Source organism: Sphingobacterium sp. HJSM2_6 (assembly GCF_049316305.1).
Classification (GTDB): Bacteria; Bacteroidota; Bacteroidia; order Sphingobacteriales; family Sphingobacteriaceae; genus Sphingobacterium.
In genome coordinates this window covers 51,417-73,256 of the sequence record NZ_JBMOXB010000018.1, presented here as the reverse complement: position 1 = coordinate 73,256, position 21,840 = coordinate 51,417, and the positions used below count along the sequence as shown (strand labels likewise).

General features: G+C 36.5%; 16 protein-coding genes. 11 read left to right on the top strand and 5 right to left on the bottom strand.

Annotated elements, in window-relative coordinates; all coding sequences use genetic code 11:
• The first annotated feature begins 22 nt into the window (after window positions 1–22).
• Window positions 23–2,719 carry a TonB-dependent receptor domain-containing protein gene (locus ACFRAE_RS15195; protein WP_422798022.1) on the top strand — a complete coding sequence of 899 codons (2,697 nt, stop codon included), beginning with the start codon at window positions 23–25 and terminating at the stop codon, window positions 2,717–2,719.
• Window positions 2,720–2,762: 43 nt separating this feature from the next.
• Here ACFRAE_RS15195 and ACFRAE_RS15190 read toward each other — a convergent pair whose 3' ends face one another.
• From ACFRAE_RS15190 to floA, 3 genes are all read right to left on the bottom strand, one after another.
• Window positions 2,763–3,362 carry a Maf family nucleotide pyrophosphatase gene (locus ACFRAE_RS15190; protein ID WP_422798021.1) on the bottom strand — a complete coding sequence of 200 codons (600 nt, stop codon included), beginning with the start codon at window positions 3,360–3,362 and terminating at the stop codon, window positions 2,763–2,765.
• On the bottom strand, window positions 3,362–3,880 hold the full coding sequence (locus tag ACFRAE_RS15185) for a KdsC family phosphatase (RefSeq protein ID WP_422798020.1): 519 nt from the start codon (window positions 3,878–3,880) through the stop codon (window positions 3,362–3,364). Before ACFRAE_RS15185 ends, ACFRAE_RS15190 begins: the two co-directional genes overlap by 1 nt.
• A 370-nt stretch (window positions 3,881–4,250) precedes the next feature.
• A complete protein-coding gene (gene floA, locus ACFRAE_RS15180) occupies window positions 4,251–5,228 on the bottom strand; it encodes a flotillin-like protein FloA (RefSeq protein ID WP_422798019.1) in 978 nt (325 codons plus the stop codon).
• Window positions 5,229–5,696: 468 nt separating this feature from the next.
• Here floA and ACFRAE_RS15175 point away from each other — a divergent pair, with 468 nt between their 5' ends.
• From ACFRAE_RS15175 to ACFRAE_RS15145, 7 genes are all read left to right on the top strand, one after another.
• On the top strand, window positions 5,697–9,146 hold the full coding sequence (locus ACFRAE_RS15175; RefSeq protein WP_422798018.1) for a response regulator: 3,450 nt from the start codon (window positions 5,697–5,699) through the stop codon (window positions 9,144–9,146).
• Window positions 9,134–9,967 carry a CheR family methyltransferase gene (locus ACFRAE_RS15170; protein ID WP_422798017.1) on the top strand — a complete coding sequence of 278 codons (834 nt, stop codon included), beginning with the start codon at window positions 9,134–9,136 and terminating at the stop codon, window positions 9,965–9,967. Before ACFRAE_RS15175 ends, ACFRAE_RS15170 begins: the two co-directional genes overlap by 13 nt.
• A 3-nt stretch (window positions 9,968–9,970) precedes the next feature.
• On the top strand, window positions 9,971–10,540 hold the full coding sequence (locus ACFRAE_RS15165) for a chemotaxis protein CheB (protein ID WP_422798016.1): 570 nt from the start codon (window positions 9,971–9,973) through the stop codon (window positions 10,538–10,540).
• An 8-nt stretch (window positions 10,541–10,548) separates the two neighbouring features.
• The gene (locus ACFRAE_RS15160) at window positions 10,549–12,171 is read left to right on the top strand and encodes a response regulator (RefSeq protein WP_422798015.1); all 1,623 of its coding nucleotides are present in this window, start codon (window positions 10,549–10,551) and stop codon (window positions 12,169–12,171) included.
• 65 nt (window positions 12,172–12,236) lie between these two features.
• A complete protein-coding gene (locus ACFRAE_RS15155; protein ID WP_422798014.1) occupies window positions 12,237–12,776 on the top strand; it encodes a plastocyanin/azurin family copper-binding protein in 540 nt (179 codons plus the stop codon).
• Between the two features lie 551 nt (window positions 12,777–13,327).
• On the top strand, window positions 13,328–14,734 hold the full coding sequence (lpdA, locus tag ACFRAE_RS15150; protein WP_422798013.1) for a dihydrolipoyl dehydrogenase: 1,407 nt from the start codon (window positions 13,328–13,330) through the stop codon (window positions 14,732–14,734).
• Between the two features lie 75 nt (window positions 14,735–14,809).
• The gene (locus ACFRAE_RS15145) at window positions 14,810–15,208 is read left to right on the top strand and encodes an acyl-CoA thioesterase (RefSeq protein WP_422798012.1); all 399 of its coding nucleotides are present in this window, start codon (window positions 14,810–14,812) and stop codon (window positions 15,206–15,208) included.
• A gap of 5 nt (window positions 15,209–15,213) precedes the next feature.
• Here ACFRAE_RS15145 and ACFRAE_RS15140 read toward each other — a convergent pair whose 3' ends face one another.
• Window positions 15,214–15,510, bottom strand: a complete 297-nt coding sequence (locus tag ACFRAE_RS15140) for a DUF3817 domain-containing protein (RefSeq protein ID WP_422798011.1) — start codon at window positions 15,508–15,510, stop codon at window positions 15,214–15,216.
• Window positions 15,511–15,701: 191 nt separating this feature from the next.
• On the opposite strand from ACFRAE_RS15140, the gene lpdA (ACFRAE_RS15135) reads away from it, so the two are divergent.
• Window positions 15,702–17,090 (top strand): dihydrolipoyl dehydrogenase, encoded by a 1,389-nt coding sequence (lpdA, locus tag ACFRAE_RS15135; protein WP_422798010.1) that lies wholly within the window; start codon window positions 15,702–15,704, stop codon window positions 17,088–17,090.
• A gap of 154 nt (window positions 17,091–17,244) precedes the next feature.
• Complete coding sequence (locus ACFRAE_RS15130; RefSeq protein WP_422798009.1) at window positions 17,245–17,739, top strand: YdcF family protein; 495 nt, start codon at window positions 17,245–17,247, stop codon at window positions 17,737–17,739.
• A gap of 15 nt (window positions 17,740–17,754) precedes the next feature.
• On the opposite strand, the gene ACFRAE_RS15125 is transcribed toward ACFRAE_RS15130, so the two are convergent.
• Window positions 17,755–18,792 (bottom strand): DUF2157 domain-containing protein, encoded by a 1,038-nt coding sequence (locus ACFRAE_RS15125; protein WP_422798008.1) that lies wholly within the window; start codon window positions 18,790–18,792, stop codon window positions 17,755–17,757.
• A 127-nt stretch (window positions 18,793–18,919) separates the two neighbouring features.
• On the opposite strand from ACFRAE_RS15125, the gene uvrA reads away from it, so the two are divergent.
• On the top strand, window positions 18,920–21,760 hold the full coding sequence (gene uvrA, locus ACFRAE_RS15120; protein WP_422798007.1) for an excinuclease ABC subunit UvrA: 2,841 nt from the start codon (window positions 18,920–18,922) through the stop codon (window positions 21,758–21,760).
• The last annotated feature ends 80 nt before the right edge of the window (window positions 21,761–21,840 follow it).

Genomic DNA, 21,840 nt, shown 5'->3' with positions numbered 1-21,840 from the left:
ATTTATTCAGTAATTATTATTTATGAAATCTATACATAGTATTATTTTATCCTTGATGCTGTTATTGGCTTTTCAAGTCAGTGCACAAGAAAAAACACATACAGAAAAGTTTGAAGTCGCTGGAAACTGTGGCTTATGTAAAAAAAGAATAGAGCAAGCTGCTAAAGAAGCAGGAGTAAAATCTATCAATTGGGATGTGAACACCCATATGGCTACGGTCACCTATCAAGAAGGTAAAACAACCTTAGATAAAATCAAACAAAACATTGCAAAAGCGGGTCATGACACGCGCGAATTTAGAGCCAAGGACGAAGTCTACGAAAATTTACACGAATGCTGTGTTTATGACCGTTGGGATGATGAAAATCAAAACACAGGAGCTAACAAAAATCATCAACACGACGATCATCAACATCAAGAAGGCGAAAAACACGATCACGATCATGCAGAACATGCAGAACATACAGAAAAAACGGATGATGCCGGTGGACATGATCATGATCACGACCATGAAGTCACAGGTGTTGTCGTCAATGAAAATAATAAAGGAGAATTAAGTCCTATCACCGAAGTATCGGTGTATTGGTTGGACGAACCAAGCAAAAAAGTAAAAACCAATGAAAACGGGGTGTTTAAAATTATGCACCATAAGCCTTTCCGTTTTTTAGTAGTATCGCATGCGAGCATGTCCTCAGATACCCTAGAAGTGAAAAACTTACATGAAGTATTGGTCATTCAGTCTAAGGACAATATGCTGCAAGAAATCGTGGTTTCTAAAAGGCAAAAAACAAATTACATCAACAAACTTTCCCCAAATCGCGTTGAAACTATCACTGCAAAAGAATTATTTAAAGCCGCATGTTGTGATCTGAGCGAAAGTTTTGAAACCAATGCATCCGTAGATGTTGTTTCCAGTGATGCAGTAACAGGGAGCAAACAAATTCAAATGCTTGGACTCAGTGGTATATATACACAATTGACCGTCGAAGGCCTTCCAGGACCTCGTGGATTCTCCAGTCCATTGGGACTTAATAGTATTGCAGGCACCTGGATAGAATCCATAAACATCAGTAAAGGTATCGGCTCTGTGGCTAATGGATTTGAGAATATGGCAGGGCAAATCAACGTCGAATTAAAAAAACCACACAACAGTGAAAAATTGTTTTTTAATGCCTATGCCAACAATATGGGCAGAACAGATGTTAACCTTAATCTTTCGCATCATTTTAGCGAAAAATGGTCTGTAGGATTTTTATTGCACGATAATTTCATGTACAATAAAAAAATGAATTATAGTGACAATGGCTTCCGTGATATTCCTGTTGGAAATTTATTCTCCGGGATTAATAGATGGCACTATGAAAATGGCAATGGCATCATTGCACAATTTGGAATCAAGTTCTTACACGACAATCGCGTGGGAGGTCAATTAGATTTCAATGAAAACAGTGATAAGTTTGGCAATACACGCTATGGATTAGGCTTTAATAATCAACGTATAGAAGGCTTTGGTAAATTAGGATACATTTTCCCTACCAATAAACACCGTAGTATCGGATTACAATTATCTGCAAGTAAATACAAGCAAGAAAGTTTCTTCGGCTATAACTCTTACGATAATGATCAGCAATCGCTCTATGCCAATTTACTATATCAAGATATCATCAGCGATGTTACCCATAAATACAAAGTTGGTCTCTCAGTACAACATGATCAATATGATGAAGAATTAATGCGTAGAAATACGAATACAAATTACAGTTATTTATTTGGTCGTAAAGAAACAACGTCTGGAGCCTTTGCCGAGTATACGTTTAGTCCATCGGAGAAATTCGATGCCGTATTAGGGCTAAGGCAGGATTATAACAATTTATACGGTTGGTTTACTACACCAAGAGCCGTATTGCGCTATGAACCTATCCTAGGAACCACCTTTAGAATAAGCTCTGGAAGAGGTCAACGTACAGCCAATATCTTTGCAGAAAACCTTGGTATATTTGCTTCTAGTCGATCCATAAGAGATTTAGGTACCTTGACTGCTGCTGGGCAAGCTTATGGCCTGAAGCCAGAGGTTTCTTGGAACACAGGCCTGACCATTGATCAAAATTTCCAGTTATTTAATAGGGAATCAGGCTTATCCGTGGAACTTTTTCACAGTAACTTTCAAAATCAAGTTGTCGTAGATTTTGAAAACCCACAACAGGTCGCTTTTTATAATTTGAATGGCACCTCATTTTCAAACAGCTTACAAGCAGAATTTCGTTTTATGCCAGCTCCACATTTAGAAGCTCGATTGGCTTATCGAATGTTGGATGTGCAAACAGATTTTGAATCGGGGAGGTTGCAAAAACCCCTTACTGCAAAACATAGAGGTTTTATGAATCTTGCCTATAATACCCACTCGGGATGGAGCTTCGATTACACCTTAAATGTAGTCGGTAAGAAAAGAATCCCCAATACCAGCACGAATCCCCCGGCCTATCAATTGGCAAAGGAATCCGAAGCATACGTAACGATGAATGCACAGGTAAGCAAGACATTGGGAAAAAACAAGAATTTTGACATCTATGTAGGTGGAGAAAACCTCAGTAATTTTTATCAAAAAGATCCAATATTAGCATTTGATAATCCATTTGGATCCAATTTTGACACCAATTTACTTTGGGGGCCCATTACAGGTCGAATGTTTTACACGGGTATTCGATACCATATCAAATAAAAAAAGGGGGAATTTAAAATTCCCCCTTTTTTTTATCGTATAATTACGCTATTCCAACAATTTTCTTCAATTCCATATGTAAGCGCGCGGTAGGCAGGCCAATCACATTTTCATATGAACCCTCAATTCGACAAATACCAATGCGACCAATCCATTCCTGTATACCGTAAGAACCAGCTTTATCCAATGGTTTATAATGATCTACATAATAGGCTATTTCCTCGATATTGATCGGATTAAACCAAACCTTAGTTTGCTCGACAAATGCATATTGCTGACCTTGATAACCTATAGCAACAGCCGTGTAAACGGTATGAAAATGATCTTTCAAAGAATTGATTATATATTTCGCTTCTTCTAAATCTATAGGTTTACCAATGACTTTCCCAGTTTTACCCACCACAATGGTATCTGCACAGATGATTAATTTATCTTGATAAACATCCTCATCAAAAGCCGATAATTTAGTTAATGCAATAGTCTTCACAGCTTCTTCTGCAGAGAGTGCAGGGTCAAAATCTTCCTCCGTTTCTTTAACGACAACTTCAAAATCAATATCCATCGATGCCAATAAATCAGTTCTTCTTGGCGATTTTGAACCTAAAATGATTTGAATATTTTTTAATACCTCTTGTATTATCATTATATACTCTTTAGCTGACTATCCAACACCCATTTCCCTTGCATCTTTAACGTCTTTTCAATAATATCCCGAACAACACCCTTACCTCCAGCTTTTGGAGACATATAGTGCGCTATCGCTTTAATTTCTTCCACTGCATCTTGCGGGCAAACCGCCAATTCAACATCCTGCATCACTTCATAATCGGGCATATCATCCCCAACATATAATGCTTGTTCAGAAGAAATACCATGAGTTGCCAAAAGTTCACGCAGCAGCACTCGTTTATTTTGCACAGCCAGGTGAACCTCACTAAGGCCCAACCCAAGCAGCCTACTTTTTACGCCTTCAGACTTACCGCCAGTAATTACCCAGATTTTCAAGCCTACCTTTTCAGCTAGTTGCATCGCGTATCCATCCTTCACATTAAAGGTTCGCAACTGTTCGCCTTGTTCATTCACTAGAACTGTTCCATCAGTCAACACTCCATCCACATCTAGAATGATCACTTTGATATTTTTTAATTTATTAAATAGCATATTATTTACCTTCTTTTCAAAATTAATTAATCTTTATCAGTTAACGACTTTAAAAAGTAATCGGTTACCGACAAACTTTTATCCATAAAAACCCTTAAATCACAGCAATGTCAGAATATAGTTGCACGGGAAACTTTTTGAAGAATATTCTTTGCAGATTTCAAATCTTGCTGTACATTTGTGTCATAATTCGAACAAATAGTAGGATTATTATTCAAAATTGTCTTTTCATAATTTAGGTTTATAATTGGTTAGTATCAAACCCTGGCGCCCATCGCCAGGGTTTTTTTATGCATTATTCTTAACAAAAAATGCCATAATCAGCAAAGTTAAACTCGCTAATTATGGCATTTTATTAATAATAAAATAGTTATTTCTTTTCAGGTCCTTGAGGTTTCGCTATGGATGCTCTCATATCGGTATCCGCTTGTATATTTTGCATTTTATAATAATCCATAATACCCAAGTTTCCATTTCGGAAAGCCTCTGCCATGGCCAAAGGAACTTGAGATTCCGCTTCGATTACCTTCGCTTTAGCTTCTTGTGCTTTAGATTTCATTTCCTGTTCCGACGCCACAGCCATAGCTCTACGTTCCTCAGCACGAGCATTTGCCACTTTCAAATCAGCCTCCGCTTGATCGGTTTGAAGTTTCGCACCCACGTTTTCACCAATATCGATATCAGCGATATCAATTGACAATATTTCAAATGCTGTACCCGAGTCTAAACCCTTAGAAAGTACAGTTTTAGAGATACGATCTGGATTCTCTAATACTTCCTTATGGTCTTTAGAAGAACCGATGGTTGTGACAATACCTTCACCTACACGAGCTAAAATGGTTTCTTCACCAGCACCACCTACTAATTGATTAATATTTGCACGAACCGTAACACGGGCTTTAGCAATCAATTGAATACCATCCTTTGCAACAGCGGCTACTGGAGGAGTATTGATTACTTGTGGATTAACAGATAATTGCACCGCATCAAAAACATCCCTACCCGCCAAATCTATAGCTGTAGCCAATTTAAAATCCAATGGAATATTAGCTTTATCTGCCGAAATAAGTGCTTTTATTACCTTATTCACATTACCACCGGCAAGATAATGCGTCTCAATTTCATTGGTGGTAATTTTTAATCCTGCTTTAGTCGAGGTGATCATTGCATTAGTCACCAATGCTGGGGAAACTTTCCGCAATCGCATAAGCACTAAATTTAAAAGACTAATTTTAACATTAGACAGTTGAGCCGTAAACCAAAGGTTTACAGGCAATAAATACAATAAAAAAAAGATGGCAATCACCGAACCTGCGATGATTAAAACCAACTGAATAGATGAATCCATATTTTCGGGTTAAATTATTCGAATGTATTAAAGATGCACAAAATGTTTCAGATTTCAGATGCGGAAATTCGTTTTTGTAAATATTAATTTCTTAAATCGCTAAGCCAGATTTACTACTATTCCATAAAAAATTCAAATAGATTCCATGCATCAATCCGCAACACAACCCCTAGTCATTCATAATCAAATAATTAGCCTCCATATTTTTTTTAAATAAATAAGTCGTGGAAATATGGAAGTTTAAACAAAAATTAACACTTTTGTATTTTAAGGCAGAAAAGTCAAACATTCATTGATCAGGGTTAAAAATGAATGATTTCTACCTATTAGTATTAAATTTTTCTAAAACGCATTTTATAGTAAATTATTGGTTTTTATATTCTGATCATAAAGGCAAGTATCGTTTTAGTACGTTTAATATCATACATATTACCCGACCAACTGAACACACATTTACCTAACTATACCATGGCTGAGTTTAAAACCGCAGAAATGATTCAACTCGATATGAATAAATTCAACTTCCTCAAGTGGCAATTTATAATAAGTATAATAATAGCTTATCTTATCATCATTTTTTCCTATGTCTATTTTTTAGGTAAACAAAAAGAATTTGCAGAAGATATACAAACGTATATGGATGCTGCCCAGGAAAAATTCCACGAAATACAGCAATGGGAAATTGCTGTTCAAAAATTAGCAAAATATAAAACGATTGAAAAAGGAGCTGATCCTGTCGTATTAAATAACATGAATGAGGAAATTCTAAAAAGCTTAAACATTTTAGAAAATCCTAATGCCATCATGGATCAAGCGCCAAAATCTATTGATGCCCTCAAAAGATTCTCTGCAAGCATCGGAGCGAGTCAAACCATACAAAATACGGAAATCAATTTAGATGGCCTCAGTATAGCCAATGACCTTGGTCAAATTATGAATACGGCACATAGTTTCACCAATGACATTATTAATTTAAGAAAAGAGAAGACGACCCTAAAACAAAAAGCCCTCAATACAACAAGATTATACACTGCGTTGCTTGGGATTTTCTCCTTAATAGTTATTCTTTACGTCGTAATTCAAACCCTAAGAATATTAAATTATTTAAGAAAAAGTTCACAAAAAGAACGTGAATTAAATAATACATTAACACATACAACAAACGAATTAGAAAACGTCAATTGGGTATTACAAAACTCTTCGAAAATCCATAATCAAATAAATGGCATCCAAAATGAAGCAGAAATTTCAAAAACTGCGATCAAATCCATCTTTGAAATAATTGAATATTACGCTGCAGCCATCTTTGTACGCAAAATAGATTCCTATGAATTTCAACTCAAGGCTAGCCATGGAATGGAAAACAGAGGCGTTTACAATAAATTCCTATTGGGTGAAGGCTTGTTAGGTACCATTACCGAAACACAAAAACATCAAATCATTCCTATCAGTGATATAAAAAGTATAAAATTATCTACCGCCAGTTTAGATTATGTTGCTGCTGAAGTTATATTATTCCCAGTCATGCATGAAAATTACTGCATTGCGATCATTGAAATAATTGGCAATTTTCAAAAAGACAAAATTGATAGCATCATCGAGTTTCTCGGCAGGGTATCCAGATCCTTGGGTTCTGCATTGAATGCAAGACAAAGTCATGCATTGGTAGAAGAATTATTAGAAGAAACCCAACGTCAAACAGAGGAATTGGAAGCACAACAAGAAGAGCTTCGAATTACCAATGAGGAACTCGTCTATAAAACAAACCTTCTCGAAGCTTCTGAAGAAGAACTTCGCGTGCAACAGGAAGAATTATCACAAGCCAATTTAGAACTCAATGCGAAAGCAGTAGAATTGGAACGTAGAAATTTTGATTTAAATGAAGCTCATTTTATTGTTGAACAAAAGATCAATGAAGTAGAGCAGGCTAGTAAGTACAAGTCAGAATTTATGGCCAATATGAGTCATGAGCTTCGCACTCCACTCAATAGTGTATTAATATTAGCCAAATTATTGCAAGATAATAAAGCCTCAAATCTGACAGATGAACAAGTAAAATATGCCAATGTCATATACAATGCCGGTTCAGATTTACTGCAATTAATCAATGAAATTTTAGACCTTGCAAAAATTGAATCTGGTAAAGTAGAAGTACATCAAGATGTCATATACAGCAAGGATTTCACTCAAAATTTAGAGTCTTTATTCAAAATTATTGCAAAGGAAAAATCCATAAACTTTGCGATTGATATTAATGAATGTCCAGCTAAATTCGTTACCGATGAATATCGATTAGAGCAGGTCATCAAAAACTTTCTTTCCAATGCCTTTAAATTCACGGAGAACAGCGGAAATGTTACTTTAAATGTATTTGAAAAATCTGGAAGTATACATTTTGAGGTCATCGACTCCGGAATTGGTATCCCAGAGGACAAACAATCCTTAATATTTGAAGCTTTCCGTCAAGAAGATGGATCTACAAGTAGAAAATATGGCGGTACAGGACTTGGCTTGTCAATCTCTCGAGAAATTGCTTCTTTATTAAATGGTCGTATTACATTAGAAAGTAAATTAGACCAAGGGAGTAAATTCACGTTAATTATCCCTTATATTTCTGTGATAGAAGAAAGTCAAATCGTAGAAAGTGTAGTTGAATTACTTCCTGCTAAAAAAGCGGTAAGCAGCAGTCCTAGCCCAGCTAGCGAAAGTAAAAAAACGCAAGAGTCAAAAGATAAAGTCATTTTAATTATAGAAGATGACATCAATTTTGCAGATATTTTAAAAGAATTTGCCGAAGAATATGGCTTCAAGGTATTGAATGCTTATGATGGATTGGAAGGGATAGAATTGGCTAAAGCTAAAACTCCGGATGCAATCATTTTAGATGTTATGCTGCCATTGGCCGATGGATGGGAAGTTTTACGAACATTAAAAGCAGAAGAAATTACCAAAAACATTCCAATCCACATGATGTCTGCGGCTTCTTTTGATAAAAAGGATTTTCTAGAGAAAGGTGCCATTGGCTTCATGAGTAAGCCCGTAACCGAAGAAAGCATCTCCTTAGCATTCGATAACATCTCGTTAAGTATTGACAAAGACATCAAAAAGATTTTATTGATCGAAGATCAAGAATTTCAAAGTGATTTAATCAAAAAAGCATTTGCAGAACAAAAAACCAATGTTATTCAAGCTTTCACTATAGAATCTGGATTGAAAAAACTGGAACAGGAAGAAAATTTGGATTGCATCATTCTCGATATTAAACTGCCAGATGGATCAGGATTAGAAATGTTAGACAAAATTAAATCCAATCCGAAATTTGAAAAATTACCTGTAATTATCAATACAGCCTATGATTTGACTATAGAACAAACAGAGCGAATATTGAGACATACGCAAGCCATGGTGCTGAAATCCAGTAAATCCAATAGTAGATTGATTGATGAAGTTAATTTATTCTTAAACAAAGTTTCTACGCCAGCATACAAACCAATCCGTAATCCGGAAAAAATTGATGCACAAGAACATTATGGAACAAACATTTTAGACAATAAAGTTGTACTTATTGCAGACGATGATATGCGAAATGTATTTGCACTATCCTCCTCGCTGGAACAATACAATATGAAAATTGAAATTGCGAATAATGGTCGTGAAGCTGTGGAATTAGTAAATAACCCAGACAAGCACTTTGACATCGTATTAATGGATATTATGATGCCTGAAATGGACGGATATGAGGCTATTCAAGAAATTAGGAAAAACAAAAAGCACAATAATTTACCAATATTAGCAGTTACAGCTAAAGCAATGAAAGGAGATCGCGAAAAGTCGATCGAATTAGGGGCAAATGATTATGTGAGTAAACCGATAGATTTAGATAAATTAGTATCATTAATGCAAGTATGGCTCAGCTAAAAGGCACCTATGACATATCCTTTATCGAAATCGAAGAAATAGTATTCTTATTAAAGAATGTTTCCGGATTTGATTTATCAGGCTATACCCGATCCTCTTTGAAAAGAAGGATCCAACGGATTATGGGCCTGGAAGAAATGGATTTTGTCGATTTAAAAAATGCCATTGTCAATCTTCCTGGATTTCATCAATTCTTTGTGCAAGAAATTTCTGTCAATGTGACGGAAATGTTCCGCGACCCTGCATTTTACAATAAACTAAACACGGATATCCTTCCCTATTTACAATCCTTTCAACGGATAAAAATATGGAGTGCAGGCTGCTCTACGGGTGAAGAAGTGTATTCTTTAGCCATCTTACTAAAAGAAAATAAGTTGAGCGATCGGGCGTTTATCTATGGTACTGACATCAACAATAAGGTCCTAGACATCGCTAAAAAAGGGATATATCCTTTGAAAAAATTCAAAGAATATTCGGACAATTTCAACGCTTATAATTCAAAAGAAAGCTTATCAAATTATTATACAGCGAAGTATGATGCGGCGATAATTAATCATGATTTAAGGCAAAATATTTTATTTTCAACTCATAATTTAGCGACAGATCAAGTTTTTAATGAATTTCATTTAATTACTTGCAGAAACGTTTTAATATACTTTGATTTGGAATTACAAGAGCGAGTAATCAATTTGTTTTATGAATCACTCGCATTATTCGGTTTTCTATGTCTTGGTACAAAAGAAACCATCATGAGACATCAAATCATGAATAATTTTAAGGTGATTGATAAAGAATTAAACATCTATCAGAAAATTAAATAATTCATGGATACAAAGGCATCACATATTATTGCTATTGGAGGTTCCGCAGGAGCTTACGAAATGATTGTGACGATTTTAGACCATCTGCCGAAAGAATTTTCTTGTTCTATCGTGATAGTTCTTCACAGAAATTCAAAATATGAAACGAAGATCGAAAATTCACTTTCGAAAAGATTAAATCGACCTGTTTTATCTATTAAAGATAAATTTCCTATTTTACCCAATAAAATTTACTTTGCACCACCGGGATATCATACCTTAGTGGAGCCTAATTATTATTTCTCCTTGGATATTTCTGACCCAATACAATTTTCAAGACCATCCATTGATGTGTTTTTTGAATCGGTGGCAGAAGTCTATGGTGCAAATGCAACGGCATTTTTATTATCCGGAGCGAATAATGACGGTGCTCAAGGGTTTAAAAAACTATTAGAACACCAGAGTTATTGTATCGCTCAAAGTCCAGCGGATGCGACCATTGATACCATGCCTCAAAGTGGCATTAACATATCAAAGGAAGTTAACGTGATGACAAATAAACAAGTAATTGAATATTTCAGCCAAATTTCTTAATCAATCATATGAAACCTATAAACATTCTTATTCTAGACGATAAAGAAGAAAACATTATAAGTTTACATGCCCTTCTTCAAGATATTGAGTATATCAATATCGTCTGTTCAACAGATCCAAATGAGGCCTTGAAAATTTGTTGGAGAGACGAAATATCAATTGCATTAGTCGATGTCCAAATGCCAGAGATCAATGGCTTTGAATTTGTATCCATATTGAAATCAAATCCGAAGACCAGCCACATCATGGCCATCATGGTAACGGCCATCTCAAAAGAAGATCGCTATTTATTGCAGGGACTTGAAAGCGGTGCTGTAGACTACCTGTACAAACCACTCAATCCAGAAATAACCATTGCTAAGGTAAAATCATTCGTACAGCAGATTTTCATTCAACAAGAACTGATTCAGAAAAACAAAGAGTTGGAAGAATCAAAAATGGAATTATTAAAAACGAAGGAGGAGGCCGTACAAGCCCGAAAATCTAAGGAAATATTTCTAGCGAATATGAGTCATGAAATCCGTACCCCAATCAATGGGATAATGGGTATTATGCACATGTTTAAGAGTTCAGATTTAAATACGGAACAAAAGGATTGGTTAAAACGCTTGGATAATGCATCACAATCGTTGCTTCTCATCATCAATGACATTTTAGATCTATCGAAGATTGATTCTGGGATGTTGAAAATCGAATTTGAGGATTTTAGCTTAACGAAAATGATTGAAGACATCAATCGTATTTTCAAAATTAAAGCAACCCATAAAAATCTGAATTTTGAAGTGCTGATGGATGAGCAAGTTCCACAATATATTCGCTATGACTCCCTTCGTTTACAACAGATCATTAGCAATTTTATATCCAATAGTCTCAAATTTACAGAAAAGGGGAAAATTCAATTAGCTATTAATATTACAGAGAAACAGAACAATAGTTTTAAGTTAAGATTCTCTGTCAAAGACACAGGTATAGGAATAAAAGAAGGTTCAGTTGATAAAATCTTCCTTGCATTTGAACAAGCGGACGACGGTATCACTAAGAAATTTGGAGGTACTGGCTTAGGGTTGGCTATCGTGAAGCGATTAGCGAACTTATTAAATGGACAAATTGGCGCCAATAGTGAATACGGTAAAGGATCCGAATTCTTTTTTGAAGGTTGGTTTGAGGTTTCCTCTCAGGAACGTAAAGATGAAGTTAAAGAAGTACCAACCTATAACTCCTTTCCTAAATTTGAAAAACTCAAAGTGCTTGTCGCTGAAGACAATGACCTAAACTCCTTTATGTTGGCCCATATGCTACGCAGTTGGAACTGTGAAGTTGATATCGTAAAAAATGGACAACTGGCCTTAGAAAAAGTGGATAGTAATCATTATGACCTCATCTTGATGGATACGCATATGCCCATCATGAGTGGATTTGAAGCGATCAAAGAAATAAAAAACAGCAGTATTCCAGAAAAACACGGTATACCAATCATTACTATTTCAGCATCAGTTTTGGAACATGAACAAGCAGCAGCTTACCGTGCAGGAGCAGATGGTGTTATTGGAAAACCATTTGATCCTATCGAGCTTTACCAAAAAATTGTAGCCGTAACCACCAAAAACAAAAACATGAATTTGACAACTTGATAGCATTTGTCTCGATTAATTAAAATATTAATGTTAAATTCGTATAAATTATATTATAAATAGCTATGAACAAATTATTTATTATTCCGGTGCTAGCTTTAACCATTGGAATGACCTCATGTGGTGGAAATAGTGAGAAGAAAGAAGATAATTCAACTACAGATGCAGCAAGCAGCACGGAAGTGCCTGTTGAAACTGCTGAAAAAGTAGAAGGTATTGAAAATGTTACTTTAGCAAATGATTGGACTGTAGAATCAAATGATCAAATGCAATTCAATACCACATTAATCCGTGTAAAAGCTGGTGAGCCAGTAACATTAACATTGAAAAATGTAGGTTCTCAACCAAAAGAAGCAATGGGACATAACTTAGTCGTTTTGAAACCAGGTGTAGATATTGCTACTTTCGGTGGTGAAGCAGTTGCTGCGGTTGATAATGAATATATTCCAAAATCATCATTAACTTCTATCGTTGCTCATACTAAATTATTAGGTCCTGCAGAAGAAGATAAAATTACTTTTACTTTAGAAAAAGGTGTTTATCCATTCCTTTGTAGTTTCCCTGGACACTTTGGTATCATGCAAGGAAAAATCGTTGCAGAATAATTAGGATATACCTAAAAGCATACAAAAGCTCTCATTCGAGAGCTTTTTTTTATTTCCATACCCAAGCATTATCTTCCATGCTATTGCGAACCACCCAAAGCATCAGCTGCTTCCTAAGGCTATATGTTTAGGAGTAAGAACATATTTACTCCATCCTAAATAGCAAGCCTACCCGAGTCTTTAATCCAAAAGAACTGCGCGAATAGGCCTTAAAAAAACACAGCCTAGTTATCCTGATCCAAGGGCAATAAATCGGATCTGGTACGGACATCCTCCGCAATTTTACAAACCATATCCGAATCTGATCCGAAGGAGATCCAAACAAGATCCGCTGGAGTACTTCGCTAGTCACCCAAAATGTACGAATGCTAACATTCCTATCTACCTATGAATAGGAAGCTATTCCTTCAAAATATAAATTTTACTTTTCTAAGGAGATTGCACAAAATTTGACGCAAATACGAGGAATCAAATTGCTTAATTCTTAAATTTGGTTCGCTTAATAGTCAATTTAATAGTAAATTTGCGATACAAAAACAAAATAAAATTCTATGCAATACGACGTTATCGTAATCGGTAGTGGACCAGGCGGATATGTTGCTGCCATCCGTTGTGCTCAATTAGGTTTAAAAACAGCTGTTATCGAAAAATACAGCACGTTTGGTGGAACATGTTTAAATGTAGGTTGTATTCCTTCCAAAGCCTTATTAGATTCTTCAGAACATTTCCATAATGCTGCTCATAATTTTGAACAGCATGGTATCAACTTGAGCAGTCTAAGTATTGATATGAAAAAAATGATCGATCGTAAAAACGATGTTATCGCTCAAAATACGGCCGGTATTACTTACTTATTTAAGAAAAACAAAATCGATAGTTTCGAAGGATTAGGTTCTTTTGTTGACAAAAACAACATTAAAATCACAAAAACTGACGGATCTACGGAAACGATAACAGGTAAAAACATCATTATCGCAACCGGTTCTAAACCGACTGCACTTCCCTTTTTACCAATAGATAAGAAACGTATCATTACATCAACAGAAGCCTTAAACTTAAGCGAAGTTCCAAAACATCTGATCGTCATTGGCGGAGGAGTAATTGGTCTAGAGTTAGGATCTGTTTATGCGCGTCTAGGAGCAAAAGTTTCTGTTGTGGAATATGCCAAATCGATCATCGCAACTATGGATGGCGGATTAGGTAAAGAATTACAACGTGTGTTAAAGAAAAACCTAGGAATGGAGTTTTTCTTGGGCCATAAAGTTACTGGAGCTACTGCCAAAGGTAAAAAAGTAACGGTTACTGCCGAAGATGCTAAAGGACAAGCGGTATCTCTAGAAGGCGATTATTGTATCGTTGCTGTAGGTAGAACGGCATATGTAGATGGTTTAGGTTTAGAAAACATCGGTATTACTCCAGAAGAACGAGGTAACAAAATCACCGTAAACGATCATTTAGAGACTATCGTACCTGGTGTTTATGCGATTGGTGATGTAGTGAAAGGAGCCATGTTAGCGCATAAAGCGGAGGATGAAGGTATTTATGTTGCAGAGCGAATCGTTGGTCAAAAACCACATATAGACTATAATTTAATTCCAGGTGTTGTTTATACTTGGCCAGAAGTTGCTTCGGTAGGTAAAACAGAAGAGCAATTGAAAGAAGCAGGAAAAAAATTCAAATCGGGAAGTTTTTCATTTAAAGCATCAGGACGTGCAAAAGCATCAGGTGATACCGATGGTTTTGTGAAAGTATTAGCCGATGCCGATACGGATGAAGTGTTAGGTGTTCACATGATCGGCCCACGCGCTGCGGATATGATTGCAGAAGCTGTCGTAGCGATGGAATACCGTGCTTCAGCAGAAGATATCGGTAGAATATGCCATGCACACCCTACATTTACAGAAGCCTTGAAGGAAGCTGCTTTAGCTGCTACAGCGAATAGAGCCATCCACGCATAAGGATCATGTAATAAATAATATAAAAAAAGGCAAACCTAGGTTTGCCTTTTTTTATGGGAATAGCTAAATTACAGCATGAATTTTTACACCAGAAAATGGGTAAAGCCTGAAGACTTAAACCCCAATGGCTCCTTATTCGGAGGCACACTACTACGATGGATTGATGAAGAAGCGGTTATTTACGCCATCGTCCAATTAGGTAATCCACACGTAGTCACGAAATACATTTCGGAAATAAATTTTATCAGCTCTGCAAAGCAAGGAGATATTATCGAATTAGGTATTGAAGCGACTCAATTTGGCACAACTTCGCTAACCATGCGATGCGTGGTGCGTAATAAGATCAGTAAAAAAGAAATCCTTTCGATTGAAAAACTCGTTTTCGTAAACCTAGATAAGGAAGGTAATCCTTGCCCACACGGGAGAACAGAAATTACCTATGCCTATATGGGAATAGAAAACGCAGGAAAATAATGGGATTAGGCCGATTTATGCTGATTAATATCTTTTTTTAGATCACGTTCCACCCAAAAGGAAACAAATGGGATTAAACTTATGAAGAAATATTTCAACACACGTTGAATAGACCAATGGTAAGTTTGCCAACAAGCTATTAATAGAATCACAAATAATACCACTAAGAAGCCATGTATACTACCTACAATACGAACCGCATCAGGTATTCCTGCGAAGTATTTTAACGGCATGGCAATTAGAAACAAAATAACGGTAGATATGGCTTCCCATAATGCAACTTGTTGAAATATACGTAACATAGCGTTTTATTAATGAACTTCGCAAAGAACGCTAAAAACCTTTGCTATTAAAAGTTGAATTTCAGGAACTGACTAGGATATGACAGTATAGAGGTTTAAAGGGGCAATTCGATAAAAGAATTGGCCTGACTAAATAAAAAATGTGTATTTTTGGTACATTGTATTAGCAAACATAACGACAATTAATATTTATGAATTACGACATTATTGTTATTGGTAGTGGTCCAGGCGGTTATGTAGCTGCCATTAGAGCTTCTCAATTAGGGTTCAAAACGGCTATTATCGAGCGTGAAGCATTAGGAGGAATCTGCCTTAACTGGGGTTGTATCCCGACAAAAGCACTTTTAAAAAGTGCCCAAGTATTCGAATATTTAAATCATGCTGCCGATTATGGTATTAAAGTGAATGGTGGAGAAGCAGACTTTGACGCCATTGTGAAAAGAAGTCGTGGTGTAGCAGATGGCATGAGTAAAGGTATACAGTTCTTGATGAAGAAGAATAAAATCGACGTCATTATGGGAACTGCAAAAATAAAAAAAGGTGGTAAGATTGAAGTGAAAGCTGCCGATGGTACTACAAAAGAATATAGTGCTAAACACACTATTTTGGCCACTGGAGCTCGCTCTAGAGAACTTCCTAATTTGCCACAAGATGGTAAAAAAATAATCGGCTACCGCCAAGCAATGAATTTACCTAAACAGCCTAAATCTATGGTTGTGGTGGGTTCTGGTGCTATTGGTGTGGAGTTCGCTTATTTCTACAATGCTATTGGAACAAAAGTTACGATTGTAGAATTTATGGATCGTATAGTACCTGTAGAGGATGAAGAAATCTCAAAACAATTGGAGAAATCTTTGAAAAAAGCTGGAATCAATATATTAACCAAATCTGAAGTTCAATCGGTAGATACGAAAGGCGAGTTAAGCAAAGTAAATATTAAGTCTGATAAGGGAACAGAGGTTATCGAAGCTGAAGTTGTTTTATCTGCAGTGGGAATTACGCCTAATATCGAAAATTTAGGCTTAGAAGAAGTTGGCGTAAAAACGGACAAAGGTCGTGTATTGGTTGATGATTTCTATAAAACAAACATCGATGGGGTATATGCTATTGGCGATATTGTAAAAGGTCAAGCATTGGCTCACGTGGCATCCGCTGAAGGAATTACCTGTGTTGAAAAGATTAAAGGATTGCATGTTGAAGCTATTGACTATAATAACATCCCAGGCTGTACCTATTGTTCACCAGAAATTGCTTCTGTTGGATATACCGAAAAAGCAGCTAAAGAAGCGGGTTATGATATTAAAGTCGGTAAATTCCCATTCTCAGCATCCGGAAAAGCATCTGCTGCAGGAGCAAAAGATGGTTTTGTAAAGGTTATTTTTGATGCTAAATATGGTGAATTCCTAGGTGCACATTTAATTGGCGCCAATGTGACAGAAATGATTGCTGAAGTGGTGGTTGCTCGTAAATTAGAAACAACTGGTCATGAAGTATTAAAAGCTGTACATCCTCACCCTACAATGAGTGAAGCGATTATGGAAGCGGTTGCAGATGCTTATGGTGAAGTTATTCACTTATAAGAACGCAACAAAACTTATATAAAACAGGGGATATCTTTGGATATCCCCTGTTTTTTTTGAGCTCTTATTCCTAATTTTTTTCACAATTATTTAGCATTATTTTAATTGATGTTTCTTAATACATGGCTATTTTCGACTACAAAATAGTTAAGAAATGAATACCATTATTTTAGTGCTGGGATCAACCAATGACGAAAAAGGAAATTTATCAGTGATGGCTCAAGATCGATTGACCTGTGCATGGCAACTCGCAAAAGAGAATCCTACAATTAAAGTGATTTGTACCGGGGGCTTCGGCGAGCGATTTAACCCTACCTTAAAAGCACATAGTGAATATGGAAAACAATTTTTAATCGGTTTAGGCTTAAAAAATGAACAGTTTTTACCCTATTCCTTATCGACCAATACGATAGAGGATTTTAAATTAGCCCTTCCCATACTCCATACGCATAATCCAGATTGTTTAATCATCATAAGTTCTGATTTTCATATGGCTAGGGTTAAGCTATTAGCAGAACGAATATTACTAGGTTTCAATCCCCTATTTATCTCTGCGAAATCCAGCTTGTCGGACTTGGACTTAAAACCCCTCATCCTTCATGAGAAAAAAGCCATTTCCTTACTGTATGAGCGCAATTTTGATTTTTAAGTACAACTATTTAGCTTATTTCTTTTTCCAAATTTTCTCTGCCCAGCGACCTACAAACCAAAAGGACAATGCTAAAATTAAAAAGAAAATAGTTCGATTGATATTATCCCAAAGGTATTCGACAAATCGAGTGTACAGGTTGATAATAAAAAAGATAAAGCCAATATCTCTTGAAGCATGATCTTTGGTTTTCAAACCATAAATCGCTAAACCTAAGGATATAGCGATACCCAACAGTCCCCAATAAAAGATTTCGTATTGACGTATTTGGGTCCATTTTTCAAAATCACTATAATTTCCAAAAATCGACAAGCACCATAAAGCAATCATGCTGTATAACAATCCAATCACATAAGATGTGGATTGAAAAGCTTGCAGTACTTTTATTTTGGGTTGAAGGAAAAACGCAAATGCAGTCAGAAGGAATCCAAATATGGTAAACCGTAAGGGGTAATTCATGCCCCAAAACCTAAAGCCCCAATTACTGTGATAGGCCGTCTCGGTAGCAAACCAAATTCCTAAGGCTACAAGCGTAAATACCCAGATGAGCTTTGAATTTAATTTGATGGAAAGTACTGCATATATAACAATGGAAAGTAAAAACAAGAGGCTATAATGCGTTTCGTTACGATCGAGAATTTGACCTAAAAAACCTATACAAGCTGCCGTAGAAAATGAGCCCGCGAGCATGAGGGTCTCATTAGAAAATGTTTTATCGGGGTTTTTCTGTTTAAATCGAAATCCTAAAGCATAAAACAAGATGGCTAGACCAGCAAAAAATAAACAAAACACCACATTTGGGGTATCGTAAAATTGTTGGACTAATTGCTCTAAGTAATCATCAGAAAACAAGGAAATCACCGCAAATATCATGGATGCGAGTGCGATCCAGAAGGCATATCTAGCCAATACGCCCCATTCAAAACCTTTATCATCTAAATTGTGAATTAATTCTTTGGCTTTATCTTCGTTTATTAATTGTTGTTCTTGCCAATGTTTAACAGCACTTTCAATTACTTCTCGTTCGTTTTTAGTTACATCGAATTTATTCACTTGCGCATAATTAGTAAATTAAAGGTAATACTTTTCATTTCAGTCTCATAATCTAAAGTTTAGGGGCTTGCATACTCTTCCGTCAATTTAAAAATCAGTAACTTTGCACATTCCAAAAATTAGTTTAATGGCTGAACAAAAAGCAATAGATTTAGGAGAACAGCAGGAAGTAGAAGTATTTGGTGCTCGTGTCCATAATCTAAAAAATATTGATGTATCCTTTCCAAGAAATGAACTTGTTGTAATAACAGGTTTGAGCGGTAGCGGAAAATCTTCTTTAGCATTTGATACGATTTATGCTGAAGGTCAACGTCGTTATATGGAGACCTTTTCGGCTTACAGTCGTCAATTTTTGGGTGGGATGGAGCGCCCTGATGTGGATAAAATATCCGGATTAAGTCCTGTCATCTCTATTGAACAGAAAACTACGTCTAAGAACCCAAGGTCAACCGTGGGGACGATCACTGAAATTTACGACTTTTTACGTTTGTTATTTGCTCGTGCTGGAGAAGCATTTTCCTATGTATCGGGCAAAAAAATGGAACGTATGTCGGATGATGAGATTACGGATCGAATATTAAAAGATTTTGATGGGGAAGGGATTTATATTCTTGCCCCAGTGGTAAAGGGACGTAAAGGCCATTATCGGGAGTTATTCGAACAGATTCGTAAACAAGGATACACGAAAGTTCGTGTAGATGGTGAAATATTGGATTTGGTTGCTAAAATGCAAGTGGATCGATATAAAATCCACGATATAGAAATTGTAGTGGATCGAATTGTTGTAGAAAGCGAATCCCGAAAGCGTTTGTATTCTTCCATTGGACAGGCTTTAAAAACCGCAAAGGGGATTATAAAAATTGCAAATAAGGAAAATAAAGAACAGTTTTTTAGCCGGTACTTGATGGATGCGGAGTCTGGAATATCTTATGATGAACCGCAGCCAAACACCTTTTCTTTTAATTCTCCTTATGGTGCTTGTCCTAAGTGTGATGGATTGGGCTATATCTATGAAATAGATAAAAATATTGTTATTCCAGATCGTAGTTTAAGCATACAAAAAGGAGCTATTGTCCCGCTTGGGCCGCTGAGAGAATCGTGGAACTTCGCCGTATTAAAAGCTATTGCCAAGAAATTTGATTTCTCGTTAACGGCTTCTATCGATAAACTTCAGGAAGATACCATTGATATGCTACTTTTTGGAGCTGAAGAGCCTATTTCATTAACAGTATCCTACGGAACCTATGGTGCCCGGGAATATGCGGTACAATTTCAAGGCGTTTTCAAAATGCTGGAAGAAATGAGTGCTAAACAACAGGAAGATGGGCAGGCATTGGATGATTTTCGCACACAAGTTGTTTGTCCTTCTTGTCATGGCGCGAAACTTAAGAAAGAATCTCTACACATCAAGATAGATCAAAAAAATATTGCTGAACTAGCTGAATTAGATATCGTCGCTTTGAACGAATGGTTCGAAGGAATTGAGGAACGATTATCGGATCGTCAAGTTATCATAGCAACGGAAATTATCAAGGAAATAAAGACTAGAATTGGCTTTTTATTGGATGTAGGGTTAAATTACCTGACCTTAAACCGAAGCTCGAAAAGTCTTTCTGGTGGTGAGGCTCAGCGCATTCGTTTAGCGACGCAAATCGGCTCGCAGCTGGTAAACGTACTTTATATTTTGGATGAGCCAAGTATTGGGCTTCATCAACGAGATAATGAACGATTGATTAAAGCTTTAAAAAACCTACGTGATATTGGTAATTCCGTGTTAGTCGTGGAGCATGATAAAGACATGATCATGAATGCGGATTATGTGATCGATATGGGTCCGGCTGCAGGAATTCATGGGGGTAGAGTGGTTGCTCAAGGTACGCCGAAGCAACTCATGAAAATGCATACGCTTACTACGGATTACATCAATGGAACTAAAGCGATTCAAATTCCTGAAGTGAAAAGAGCAGGAAATGGACATACGCTTTCCTTAAAGGGTGCAAAAGGACATAATTTAAAGAATGTAAGTATTGATATTCCTTTAGGCAAATTAGTATTGGTAACAGGTGTTTCGGGTTCTGGAAAATCCAGTCTAATCACCAATACCTTATACCCTATTTTAAATCATCATTTTTTTAGGGCTAAAGCAAAGCCTTTGCCGTACGACAAAATAGAAGGTTTAGACCAGGTGGATAAGGTGATTGAAATTGATCAATCGCCAATAGGAAGAACGCCACGTTCAAACCCTTCAACCTATACGGGCGTATTTTCAGACATCCGTGCCTTGTACGTACAATTGCCTGAAGCAAAAATAAGAGGCTATAAACCCGGTCGGTTTTCTTTCAACGTGAAAGGTGGCCGCTGCGAGACTTGTCAAGGTGCTGGAATGAAAATTATTGAAATGAATTTCCTTCCTGATGTGCAGGTTCCTTGCGAAACGTGTCATGGCAAACGATACAATCGGGAAACCTTGGAAGTAAGGTATCGTGGAAAATCCATTTCTGATGTCTTAGACATGAGTATCGATGAGGCCGTTTCCTTTTTCGAAAATATACCTACGATCTATCGTAAGATTAAAACCTTACAGGATGTTGGGCTTGGTTACATTACTTTAGGTCAGGCTTCTACTACCCTATCTGGTGGTGAAGCTCAACGGGTTAAACTGGCTACCGAATTATCTAAAAAAGATACTGGAAAAACCTTTTACATCTTAGATGAACCGACTACAGGTTTGCATTTTGAAGATGTAAATGTATTGCTGGGTGTCATCAATCGATTGGTAGACCGTGGCAATACCATTTTGGTCATCGAACATAATATGGATATGATTAAGGCTGCAGATTGGATTATCGATATGGGACCTGAAGGTGGAATGAATGGTGGTCAATTATTGTTTCAAGGTACGCCTGAGGAACTAATAAAACAAACAAATAGCGAGACAGGTCGGTTTCTGAAATTAGAAATGGACTAACCGCGATAAGGTATAGAAAAGGAAAACGCCCAACAGAACGAATTCTGCTGGGCGTTTTTATGACTGAAGTTTTGTATTTA